Source organism: Halobacillus sp. A1 (assembly GCF_024189295.1).
Lineage (GTDB): Bacteria > Bacillota > Bacilli > Bacillales > Halobacillaceae > Halobacillus_A.
Map to the genome: position 1 here is coordinate 329,150 of NZ_JAIZEN010000001.1, position 11,946 is coordinate 341,095.

An 11,946-nucleotide genomic window follows, 5' to 3' on the forward strand; every position below is an offset into this window, starting at 1 on the left:
TTTACAGGAAGATATTGGGGGAATTTTATTTGTACGTTACTTAACGATTTCAGGAGGTTCCTATGACGGCAAATACTTATCAAAGTTCTATAATTTCCAATCAATTTTCGTATTCCACTCGTAATTTGTGGTCAGGTATTTTATTCGGTGTCGGTTTAGCAGCTTTCTTGGATGAAACTCTTTTTCATCAACTATTACACTGGCACCATTTTTATGATAAGTCGACCACGGATGCCGGGTTGGTATCTGATGGTTTATTCCATGCATTCAGCTGGTTTGCGACAATCGGCAGTTTATTTCTGTTTGCAGATTTGCGGAGAAGGAACGCTTTATGGCTGACCAGGTGGTGGAGCGGCGTTTTACTTGGGGCGGGGGCTTTTCAATTATACGATGGAACAATCCAGCATAAGGTCATGCGCATTCACCAGATTCGCTATGTGGATAATCTGATTATATATGATCTGGTTTGGAATATTACAGCCGTTGTCATGATCCTTGCAGGCGCGTTTCTTCTAGTATGGACGAAGAAAAAAATGAAGAAACATAAGGGTGAGCAGCGTGATTAGTACTTCTCACATTCATGGTCAAACCACAGGTGCCGAGCTTTCTGAATGGGTGCAAATTCTTTTAGCGCTGCCTTTTATTTTCGCCCTCATACTATATGGCGCAGCAGTATTTTTCTCAAGGCAGCGTCAAAGACCTTGGCCCTTTTACCGGATAGTTTTATGGGTGCTGGGGATCGCTTGTGCCCTTGTTGCAGTCGGTGGTCCTCTTGCTCAATTGGCTCATATGGATTTTACGATGCATATGCTTGGGCATTTACTGTTAGGAATGCTCGCTCCTCTCCTAATGGCTTTAGCTGCCCCGATGACTCTGTTTTTGCGTGCGCTTCCTCAAGGGCAGGCAAAGCGGCTTTCGCGATTTCTGAAATCATGGCCGTCACGGGTATTAACAGATCCTGTCGCTGCTTCTTTACTTAACGTCGGGGGGTTATGGATTCTTTATACGACACCTTTGTATCAGGAGATGCATGAAAATAGTTATTTGCATGTGTTCATTCATGCTCACGTTTTCATTGCGGGTTATCTATTTACCGTTTCTATGATTTATATCGATCCCACACCTCATAGAAACGGTTATGTGTATAGAGCTGTCACTCTGATTGCTGCTCTTGCGGGTCATGGCATCTTATCAAAATACATTTATGGAAATCCGCCGGCAGGGGTGCCGGTCGATCAAGCTGAGAGCGGAGGCATGCTTATGTACTACGGGGGTGACGGGATAGACTTGGTTATTGTGTTCATCCTATGTCTTCACTGGTACCGATCGACAGCGCCTGAAAATTCTAAGGTCAACAACATGGCAAAACCTTTCGAAACAGATCCTGCTTGAAGGCAATCCCTTTCCCTATGCAGGGGTTGCCTTCAAGAATTACACCCTATCGTCCTATATATTCCAATATTTATGTGTGCTAAAATTTGATAATATATTTGAATATTCTTACATATATGACTCAACAAACTCGATGGGAGGAAAAATATGCATTATTTGTCATTATTAAAAAGTTATTGGGCTCGGCTTTGGGATATGCATGACCAGGCGAAGGATTTGATGAAATTTACAGTAACCGGTCATTCTGATGATATGTCTGATGCACAATCTGATGATAAAAAGGCGGAAGAGAAGCCGAATGGTGATGGTCCTTCTTTTGACAACAGGCAGAAAATCGGTCTTTTTTTAGGACCTATTTTGTTTGCGCTTACATTATTGTTTTTTGAGGCCGAGGGATTATCCCAAAGCGGGGTTGCTGTATTAGCCAGCACATTGTGGATTGCTACGTGGTGGATTACAGAAGCCATGCCGATTCCGGCAACGTCACTTCTTCCGTTGATTTTATTTCCTTTAACGGGTGGTTTGAATGGTGACGATACAGCTTCCTCATATGGAGATAATACGATTTTCTTATTTATGGGAGGTTTTCTAATTGCTCTCGCGATGCAGAAGTGGCATTTACATAAGCGAATTGCGCTATTTATCATTTCAAACGTAGGGACGAGTACAGAACGAATCGTGCTCGGTTTCATGGTCGCTACGGGTGCTTTATCAATGTGGATCTCTAATACGGCGACAGCTATGATGATGGTGCCTATAGGATTAGCCGTTATTTATCAAGCTTCGGAGCAGTTGAAAAAGCAAGGGGATGGTTCCATAGATCATTCCTCGTTCAATTTTGGCAAAGTGACGATGCTTGGCATTGCCTACAGCGCTTCTATAGGTGGATTGGCTACGTTGATCGGGACGCCTCCGAACACTATTTTCAGAGGTGTAGTGGAAAATCAGTACGGCATCGAGATTTCCTTTGCCGGATGGATGGCTTTTGGGGTGCCGTTGGCAGTGATCTTTATGGCCATTGCCTGGATTTACTTAGTGAAGGTAGCTTATCCTATGGAAATGAAGGAGCTTCCAGGAGGTAAGCAAGTTATCCGTGAAGAGCGTGAGGCTCTAGGGATAATGAGCTGGGAAGAGAAAATTGTACTGACTATTTTTTCCGTAACTGCTTTTGCGTGGATTACTCGTTCCTTTTTACTCGCTCCTTATATTAATGAAAATATAGATGACACGATCATAGCGATGATTGCGGCCATCGTACTTTTTCTTATTCCTTCTAAAAATCACAAAGGATCATTCCTTTTAGATTGGGATACGGCGAAGGGGCTTCCCTGGGGTATTCTCTTGTTATTTGGTGCAGGTCTTGCAATAGCTGCCGGATTCGAGGAATCAGGGCTGGCTGAGTGGGTCGGTACTCAGTTAACGATCTTAGAAGGAGTCAGTTTTATACTAATACTCGCAATCGTCATTGCTCTCGTTATCTTTTTGACAGAAATCACTTCAAATACGGCCACGGCTACGATGATGTTTCCGATTATGGCATCATTAGCAGCAGCTATTAATGTTCATCCATACAGCTTAATGATTGGGGCAGGGGTAGCGGCTAGCTGTGCATTTATGCTTCCAGTTGCCACTCCGCCAAACGCTGTTGTATTCGGCTCCGGGTATCTGCGGATTCCAGATATGGCGAGAGCAGGATTTCTGCTCAACGTAATGGCTATCGTATTAGTGACCCTGGCCATTTACTATTATTTACCTCTCGTATGGGGAATAGATTTAACCACTTTCCCTGAACAATTCAATAATGAATAAAGGATGGACGTTATGGTGATCAGTCAAGAGGCGGTTAAGCCCTATACACCGAAAGAGTGGGCATTTTGGCGAGTCACCATCGCTCTGATGCTGGCTTCTTTGCTAGTATTTTCTACGTTATATGTTTTTCAGCCGTTACTTCCTGTATTCGTAGATGAATTCCAAGTAACGGCTACGCAAGCAAGTGTGCTCATGTCGGCTTCGGTTCTTTCAATGGTCATAGGACTGTTTATTCTCGGTTTTCTGGCTGATCGTTACGGACGAATACTGATGATGCGTCTTTCTCTCACGGGAACAGTTCTGCTGCTGGCAGCGATGCCGTTTGCCGCATCTTTTGAATGGTTAATGATATTTAGGCTTTTACAAGGATTTTTTCTGGCGGGAGTACCTGCGGCAGCGATGGGGTATTTGGGGGAAGAGGTATCTTCAAGAGATTTAGGACTTGCTATGACATTGTATATTTCGAGCAACGCTTTAGGAGGAATGGGCGGTCGTGTAGTATCAGGTTATCTGACAGATATATTAGATTGGCAGATGATGCTGCTCTCTGTTTCAGCATTTGGAATTATCACTACAATTCTATTTATTTTATTGTTACCGAAAGAGCGATTTTTTAAAAAACAATCTGCTCCCCTACGTGAAGATATAAGAGGAATGCTCATCCATTTAACGAATAAGAATATGCTTGCATTGTTTCTGATGGGGTTAGTGCTGCAAATTGTATTTACTGCTGTATGGACGTATTTACCGTTTTACCTGCAGTCCGCTCCTTATGAATGGTCGCTTAAATGGATATCCTTTACTTATTTAGCCTATGGTTTCGGAGTTCTTGCCCCGCCGCTGGCCGGGAGAATGGCTAATAGTTTCGGATTGCCAAAGGTCATGTTAGCTGGATTAAGTCTGTTGCTTCTAGGAGTCTGGTTAACAGTTGTTGAGCCTGTAATATTCATTCTGACCGGTCTCGGACTCGTTTGTATGGGTTTTTTTGTTGCTCATTCGATGGCTGCAGCTCTAGTCAGCAAATCAGCCTCCCACCATCGCAGCGGGGCTTCAGGCTTTTATTTGATCAGCTACTATATTGGGGTCGCTGTCGGAAGTACGGCAGTCGGGAACCTATGGGAAACCTTTAAATGGATCGGAATTGCATCCACAAGCTTAATTTTGTTGTTTGTTATTATTTGTATCCCTATTTATAAAAAAATGGAGGACAGGTGAAGGAGGTTTTCATATGAGTTCATTAATCGATATTACAGAGAAAGATATCACTCAACTTCAAGTAGATGCCATTGTCAATGCTGCCAATCGCCAGCTTATGGGAGGTGGTGGAGTGGATGGAGCCATTCATAAAGCCGGCGGACCGGAAATTATGGAAGAATGCCGTGGAATAGGCGAGTGTGAAACGGGTGAAGCGGTCATTACAACCGCAGGACGTCTCCCCGCAAAAAAAGTCATTCACACGGTCGGTCCTGTGTGGAGTGGGGGAGACCAGCAAGAAGAGGAGCAACTTGCTTCTTGTTATAAAAATTCATTGCAACTGGCCGTGAATGAAGGATTTACAACGATCGCCTTTCCTAATATAAGCACAGGCATTTATGGATTTCCAAAAGAGCAGGCAGCTGAAGTAGCTATTAAAACAGTAAAAGCATTTTTACGGCAGAATGATCATATAGATGAAGTATATTTTGTTTGTTTTGACGATGAAAACAAAAGACTGTATCAAGAACTTATCTAATTGTATAAACTAGAAGAGGTCAAATTTCTGACCTCTCAAAATTTTTTTTATTTTTTAAAAACCGACTAAAACACTAGGAATAAAAGGGTTTGAAGAGTTTTTCCCATAGTAATAGGCATTTAACCCCTTTGACAGCTTGAAAAGGATGCTGTATATTTCCATTTAATCACATAAAATTAAATTCTTATCCAGAGAGGTGGAGGGACTGGCCCTTTGAAACCTCGGCAACAGACTTAGTAAGTACTGTGCTACTTCCAGCAAGCTTGATCGCTTGAAAGATAAGAAGAGACCGAGTCGGTACCCTCATCCTCTTCTTATGACTAATAAGAAGAGGATTTCTTATATTACAGGATAAGCTGCGGTGCATGTTTCTTCAGTCAGACGGTCTTTGAAAGAACAAGAGGAGGTTTGTATGATGAGCAGTTTGATAACTTATGATTCCTTTGTAAACGATCCTTTTTCGGGTCAGAAGTTTGACGACCATACGAAAGGGGCTTTGAACGTATTAGAGTGGGCTTACAGTACTTACGATGACATTGTTTATGCTTGCAGCTTTGGGGCAGAAGGAATTGTGCTCATCGACTTGATTTCAAGAGTCAGGAAGGATGCCCACATTGTGTTTTTAGATACAGGTGTCCATTTTCAGGAAACGTACGACTTGATCGACAGAATGAAAAAGAGGTTTCCAGATTTGAAGATTACGATGAAGCAACCGGACTTGACGCTGCAGGAGCAGGCAGATAAACACGGAGATAAGCTTTGGAATTCAAACCCTGACAAATGCTGCTATATTAGAAAAGTTAAACCTCTGGAAGAAGCGTTGCAGGGAGCAACAGCCTGGGTATCCGGGTTGCGCAGGGAGCAGTCATTGAGCCGCAGTAAAACCGATTTTGTCAATAAAGATGAGCGGTTTCAGTCTATTAAAGTCTGCCCCCTGATCCACTGGACGTGGGATGATGTTTGGAACCATATTAAAGACAATGATCTGCCATATAATGACCTTCATGATCAAGGCTATGCCAGTATTGGGTGTATGCCGTGTACCTCTCCATCAGAAGATCCTAATGATCGTTCAGGAAGATGGGAAGGGTTTGGCAAAACGGAGTGTGGATTACACACTTCGGCTGATCAAGGTTCTGCTACATGACGTTAATTATTGTATGCCTGTTTGTTGCTCATTTTTTTGCATTTAACGTAGGGGCGAGTGGATCAGCAGCAACAATGGGCATAGCGTACGGCACAGGAGTGGTAAAGAAGAAAAGAATAGCTTTATTACTTAGTGGAGCTGGCTGTATGCTTGGAGCATTTTGGGGAGGAGAGGTCGTCGAGACAATAGGAAAAGGATTGATTTCCTCCGACTTACTCACTATTCAGGCGGCAGCTATCATTTTATTTGTTTCTGCTGCGACTCTTTGTTTTACGAATATCATTGGTATTCCGCTTTCTACTAGTGAAGTAACCGTCGGTGCAATTGTGGGGGTCAGCATCTCCCTGCAACAACTCTATTTGAGAAATTTACTGGAAATCCTGTCTTTTTGGATCATTATCCCTGTTGCTGCATTTATTACGACGTTTATATTAGGGATCCTCTTGAAGCATTACAAAAGCAAGTATCGTTTTCTTCCATCTAAGAGGACGACAAAGATCCTTTCTATATTATTAGTGCTCACGGGCTTCCTTGAAGCTTTCGCTGCAGGGATGAACAATGTGGCCAACGCGATTGGACCACTTGTCGGCGCTGATGTTTTATCCATGAATGCTGGACTACTCACAGGTGGATTATTCATGGCGTTAGGCAGCGTGTTTTTGGGAGGCAGAGTACTCGAGACAAATGGCAAGAAGATCTCTTACTTATCACTTTCGGATGGTGTCGTCATCTCAGGGACTTCAGGACTTCTTGTATTAGGCGCTTCGATCATCGGCATTCCTATTCCTATGACCCAAGTTACGACTTCAGCCATTGTAGGTACAGGTGCAGTGAAGGATTGGAAAGGCATTTGGGAAAATAAAGTCATCCATCAAATCGTAAAAGTTTGGGTAGCCTCTCCGATGATATCGCTGGTTATCGCTTTCTGTCTGACAGAAGTTCTTCTGCAATCGAACTTCTATACAGTAGCTATCATTGCAAGTGGTATAGTAGCCACCTTGATCCTTACGAACTTTGGAAGGGGAGCCATTGTTAATAAAAGTAAACACCATACATTGAAGGAGGAGTTTTAAAATGACAATAAGCAAGCCGCACGGAGGAGTATTAGTTAATCGAATCGTTGAGGAATCTAAATGGACAAAAACAGAGGTATCCTTTGATATTGAGCTGGATGATATCGCTTTAAGTGACCTGGAGCTCATTGCAAATGGAGCGTACAGTCCCATTACCGGCTTTTTAAAGCAAAAAGACTACGAGTCAGTCGTACATAATATGCGGCTGGCTGACGATACTGCCTGGAGTATTCCTATTACGCTTCCCGTGGATGAAGTCAAAGCGAAAGAGCTTGAATCGGGCCGCTGGGCAAGTCTATCAAAAGATGGAGAAATCTATGGCTATATTGAAATAGAAGAAATCTATCTTTCTGATAAAGATACAGAAGCGGATAAAGTTTATCAGACGACAGAGCTTGAGCATCCAGGCGTCAAAAAACTGTTCGATCGCCCTGATTATTACGTAGGGGGGCCGATTCACTTAGTGAAAAGACCACCTCGTAAACATTCTGAAGTGTATTACTTAGACCCTGAAGAAACGAGAAAAGAATTTGCTGAGCTGGGATGGAAGAAGGTAGTTGGCTTTCAAACGCGTAACCCGGTCCACCGAGCCCACGAGCATATTCAAAAAACGGCACTGGAAACGGTAGACGGACTCTTTTTGAATCCGCTGGTCGGAGAAACGAAAAGTGATGATGTACCAAGCGATGTAAGACTGAGAAGTTATCACGTGCTGCTCGAAAATTATTACCCGAAAAACCGCGTGTTTCTCGGTGTGTTCAACGCCGCAATGCGCTATGCCGGACCTCGTGAAGCCATATTCCACGCGCTCGTCCGCAAAAATTTCGGCTGCACTCATTTTATCGTAGGCAGAGACCACGCCGGTGTGGGTGATTATTACGGAACGTATGATGCTCAGAAAATTTTCTCCAATTTCACAGAGGATGAACTTGGCATCACGCCGTTGTTTTTTGAACACAGCTTTTATTGCCACACCTGTAAAGCCATGGTTTCGAGTAAAACGTGTCCGCATGACAGTGATCAACACGTCATCCTTTCAGGTACGAAAGTGCGTGAGATGCTGCGCAATGGAGAGCATCCTCCAGAAACGTTCAGCCGTCCTGAGGTCGCGAGTATTCTCATTCAAGGGTTACAAAAAGTCAGTCAGTAAAGGAGACGGTAAACGTGAGTTCGAATTTAACATGGCATCAAACCACCATTAAAAAAGAGGATTACCGCAAGAAAAACGCACATTCGAGCGGGGTAATCTGGCTGACAGGGCTGTCTGGCTCTGGAAAGTCGACCATCGCAAATATTGTAAATCAAAAGCTTTTCGAAAAAAGTCTTCAATCTTATGTCCTTGACGGAGATAACGTTCGTCATGGTTTAAACAATGACTTGGGATTTAATGACAGCGATCGTCAGGAAAATATCCGCCGTGTCGGAGAAGTTGCTAAATTGTTTGCCGACAGCGGTACAATCGTTCTTGCCTCATTTATCTCTCCATTCCAATCGGATCGAGACCAAATTCGTCAAAGTTTAGATGAAGGAGAATTTATCGAAGTATTCGTAAGCTGTCCGCTTGAGGAATGTGAGGGTCGTGATCCAAAAGGGATATACAAAAAAGTGAGAAACGGAGAAATTCCATCCTTTACAGGTATCGATTCTCCATACGAGGAGCCGTCAAATAGTGAGATCGTAGTATATACGAACCAAGAATCCGAAGAAGAGTCTGCTGATCGCATCATACAGTTATTAAAAGATAAACGATGGATATAAAAATGAGGGGAGGGGGACAACGATGACAAAAGTATATTTAGTTGGTGCAGGTCCCGGGGATCCAGACTTAATCACAGTAAAAGGAATGAAGGCTATACAGAAAGCAGATGTCATTTTGTACGACAGATTAGTCAATGAAGAGCTGCTTGAGTTTGCCTCAAAAGGAACACAATTAATATACTGTGGGAAAAAGCCGGACCAGCATACGTTACGACAGGAAAAAATCAATGAATTATTGTGTAAGTATGCCAGACAGAACAAGGTAGTTACCCGCTTAAAAGGTGGAGACCCATTCATCTTTGGACGAGGAGGAGAAGAAGCTGCTGTCCTGAATGAGCAGGGTATCGATTTTGATATTGTTCCAGGTATTACGGCAGGTGTCGCTGCACCCGCTTACGCTGGTATTCCCTTAACACACCGGGAATTAAGTTCTTCCGTTACTTTTGTCTCCGGATTCAATCCTCAGCAGGATACAGTAGAATATTGGACAGGCCTGTCACGCAGTAAAGGCACCATCTGCATTTATATGGGAGTGAAAAAATTCCCGTATACGTGTGAACAGCTGAAAGCTCATGGAATGGATCCACAGATGCCCGTCGCCATCATCCACTGGGGAACGACTCAGGAACAGAAAACGATTACGGGAACCCTCTCGACAATTCATGAACAATTACATGAAGTGGCCAATCCATCTATGATCGTTATAGGGGAAGTGGTCCGCCTTCGAGAGCAGCTGCAATGGTTTGAAAAGGTCCAGCTTCCCGATGTATCACCGGCTATCTAACGTAAAGGAGATTCATTATGCAGGCAGTTTTATATGTTAGTCATGGAACACGCTATGAAAGAGGGAAACAAGAAGCAATAGACTTTTTAAAGTCCATACAGTCTTATGTCAATGCACCCTTACAGGAAATCTGCTTTTTAGAAATCGTTTCCCCGAATATAGAAGAAGGTATACACGAGCTCGTCAATAAAGGGGCTACGTCTGTGGCCGTCATACCAGTTTTATTACTGAAAGCCGGTCATGCCCTTAGTGATATACCTATCGAATTAGAGAAAGTCCAAAAAAAATATCCGCAGCTCACCCTGACCTACGGTGAACCCTTAGGTGTCCAGGAACGCATTATTGATGCAGTAGAAGAGCGGGTCAGAGAAGTTAAGGAACCCGTCGACGCCCATACGAAACTACTGCTGGTGGGCAGAGGCAGTTATGATCCCGCCACCAAAAGAGACATCGGAGCTGTCGGGGATGGTTTGAAGAAGCGGCTTGGTATAGAAGATGTGGATATCGCTTACCTGGCTGCAGCAAAACCATCGTTTAACGAAGCTATCGAAAAAATGGATAACAGTACCTCAGTAGTAGTGGTTCCTTATTTATGGTTCGACGGATTATTGATTCAGTCCATGAAGGAAAAAGTCCAGTTCTATAATCAAAATGGCGGCCAAGCTTCACTATGTCATCATTTGAATGATCATGAAATCATGAAGAAAGCAATGATTGACCGAGTACATGAGGCTTTTGACACTCCATTTACCGGAGTGAAGCCGCTCGCAGGAAAGAAAATTGCAGTTGCTGCGGAACGGAACTCAGAAGCGATGGAAGAAATTATTCGAAAACAGAATGGAAGACCAATCATAAGGTCCATCCAGGGAGAAAAGTGGCTTCACGAGAAAGAAGCGGAAGTAGACGTGCAACGGTTAATCGATTCGTCATTCGACTGGGTGATTTTAACGACTGGCATAGGAGCTCGGGCTTTGGAAGAAGCCTCCATCAGAATCGGCCGTCAACAGCAGTATCTTAATAAGCTGCAGCAAACGAAATTAGCAATTCGCGGAAGCAAAACCGTGAAATGGCTGAAAGAAAAAGGGCTGGAACCGGACTTACTTTCTGATGATGGAACAATGGACGAGCTTATTCAGCAACTGAAACATGAGGAGATCAAAGGCCATAGAATCTTCCTGCAGCAATACAACAAAGATGAAAAGGAGCTACTTGAGAACCTTCAAGCCCTGCCTATAGAACTCTATCAATCCTTACCTTACCATTACATTTCCCCAGACAAAGAGGTATTGGAAGACCTGAGAAAATTGATCGTGAGTCACAAACTGGATGCCGTTCTATTCACAAGCAAAACACAAGTCCAGAATCTATTCGCATACGCTGGTGAAGAATTGATTGAACCATTTCATCACCACGTACTGCCTGTGGCCGTAGGTCAAGTGACCGCCGATGAACTCCGTCATAATGGTGTCAGCTATCTGATTGAACCGGATACACCCAAAATGGGCGCCATGATCGTAGCCCTTACAAACTACTATAAAGAGCAGGCTCTAGTATAAAAAAGCCCATCACCTTCTATAAGGTGGTGGGCTTATTGTATGTTATTAAGTTGTTTAAGTACAAATTCCTGGTCTTCAGGGTGAAAATGATCTTCCTCAACGAGGCGGCGGAGCCACTGTTTCTTTTTTTCAGTAGATAGAGAGGAGCTTTTAATCAGCTGACGCGCTTCAAATAAGAAATCTAAGTAATCCTCATACTTTTCATCATATTGCACAGCTAAATCACGTTTGATTTTTGCAGCCAATATAGGGCTTGAGCCGTTCGTTGACACACTGATCGAAAGCTTTCCTCTTGAGAATTGCGTAGGAAATTGAATATTCCCTGACGCTGCATCCTCGACACTATTAAGCAGCGTGTTTTTAGGAGCAGCCTCGATGATAGCCTGATTGACTGCCGAATCATTGGTAGCCGCAACGATAAGAAAAGCATCTTGGAGATCCTCAGTTGAAAAGGGTTTTTCATGCCAGTCCAGCTTTCCTTCTTGATGAAGGGTTGTGAGCGAAGAAGTAAGTGAAGGACTGATTACCTTAATGTTAGTTTCACTGTTTAGAAGAGTACGAACTCGTCGTTCGGCAATCTTCCCGCCTCCAACGACGACTATGTTTTTATTTTTTAGGTCGATCATTAATGGAATTGCAGCCATAATAAGCGCTCCCTTCGTTAGATTTATTGTGAGGGAGAAGGAGGTAGGCGT

General features: G+C 43.4%; 12 protein-coding genes and 1 riboswitch. Of the genes, 11 read left to right on the forward strand and 1 reads right to left on the reverse strand.

The features are described 5' to 3' along the window. Positions 1 to 62 precede the first annotated feature (62 nt). The 11 genes from LF817_RS01505 to LF817_RS01555 all read left to right on the forward strand — a co-directional run bounded on the left by LF817_RS01505 (position 63) and on the right by LF817_RS01555 (position 11,251). Complete coding sequence (locus tag LF817_RS01505) at positions 63 to 566, forward strand: DUF2243 domain-containing protein (protein WP_253933988.1); 504 nt, start codon at positions 63 to 65, stop codon at positions 564 to 566. After that, positions 562 to 1,392: a cytochrome c oxidase assembly protein gene (locus LF817_RS01510; RefSeq protein WP_371924988.1), complete on the forward strand. Its 831-nt coding sequence runs from the start codon at positions 562 to 564 to the stop codon at positions 1,390 to 1,392. The genes LF817_RS01505 and LF817_RS01510 overlap by 5 nt, the downstream gene beginning before the upstream one ends. A 147-nt stretch (positions 1,393 to 1,539) precedes the next feature. Beyond that, a complete protein-coding gene (locus LF817_RS01515; protein ID WP_253933990.1) occupies positions 1,540 to 3,201 on the forward strand; it encodes an SLC13 family permease in 1,662 nt (553 codons plus the stop codon). 12 nt (positions 3,202 to 3,213) lie between these two features. Next, positions 3,214 to 4,416 carry an MFS transporter gene (locus tag LF817_RS01520; protein WP_253933991.1) on the forward strand — a complete coding sequence of 401 codons (1,203 nt, stop codon included), beginning with the start codon at positions 3,214 to 3,216 and terminating at the stop codon, positions 4,414 to 4,416. Between the two features lie 13 nt (positions 4,417 to 4,429). Then, entirely contained in the window at positions 4,430 to 4,933 is a 504-nt protein-coding gene (locus LF817_RS01525) for an O-acetyl-ADP-ribose deacetylase (RefSeq protein ID WP_253933992.1), read from the forward strand. Positions 4,934 to 5,114: 181 nt separating this feature from the next. Further along, positions 5,115 to 5,218, forward strand: a riboswitch (SAM riboswitch). Between the two features lie 127 nt (positions 5,219 to 5,345). Continuing rightward, complete coding sequence (locus LF817_RS01530) at positions 5,346 to 6,080, forward strand: phosphoadenylyl-sulfate reductase (protein WP_305882205.1); 735 nt, start codon at positions 5,346 to 5,348, stop codon at positions 6,078 to 6,080. Further along, on the forward strand, positions 6,077 to 7,153 hold the full coding sequence (locus tag LF817_RS01535) for a sulfate permease (protein ID WP_253933994.1): 1,077 nt from the start codon (positions 6,077 to 6,079) through the stop codon (positions 7,151 to 7,153). Before LF817_RS01530 ends, LF817_RS01535 begins: the two co-directional genes overlap by 4 nt. A gap of 1 nt (position 7,154) precedes the next feature. Beyond that, on the forward strand, positions 7,155 to 8,303 hold the full coding sequence (gene sat / locus LF817_RS01540) for a sulfate adenylyltransferase (RefSeq protein ID WP_253933995.1): 1,149 nt from the start codon (positions 7,155 to 7,157) through the stop codon (positions 8,301 to 8,303). 14 nt (positions 8,304 to 8,317) lie between these two features. After that, complete coding sequence (gene cysC / locus LF817_RS01545; RefSeq protein WP_253933996.1) at positions 8,318 to 8,911, forward strand: adenylyl-sulfate kinase; 594 nt, start codon at positions 8,318 to 8,320, stop codon at positions 8,909 to 8,911. A gap of 22 nt (positions 8,912 to 8,933) precedes the next feature. Further along, on the forward strand, positions 8,934 to 9,695 hold the full coding sequence (gene cobA, locus LF817_RS01550; RefSeq protein WP_253933997.1) for a uroporphyrinogen-III C-methyltransferase: 762 nt from the start codon (positions 8,934 to 8,936) through the stop codon (positions 9,693 to 9,695). 17 nt (positions 9,696 to 9,712) lie between these two features. Continuing rightward, positions 9,713 to 11,251 (forward strand): uroporphyrinogen-III synthase, encoded by a 1,539-nt coding sequence (locus LF817_RS01555; RefSeq protein ID WP_253933998.1) that lies wholly within the window; start codon positions 9,713 to 9,715, stop codon positions 11,249 to 11,251. A gap of 32 nt (positions 11,252 to 11,283) precedes the next feature. On the opposite strand, the gene LF817_RS01560 is transcribed toward LF817_RS01555, so the two are convergent. Continuing rightward, on the reverse strand, positions 11,284 to 11,895 hold the full coding sequence (locus LF817_RS01560; protein ID WP_253933999.1) for an NAD(P)-binding protein: 612 nt from the start codon (positions 11,893 to 11,895) through the stop codon (positions 11,284 to 11,286). Between the last annotated feature and the right edge of the window lie 51 nt (positions 11,896 to 11,946).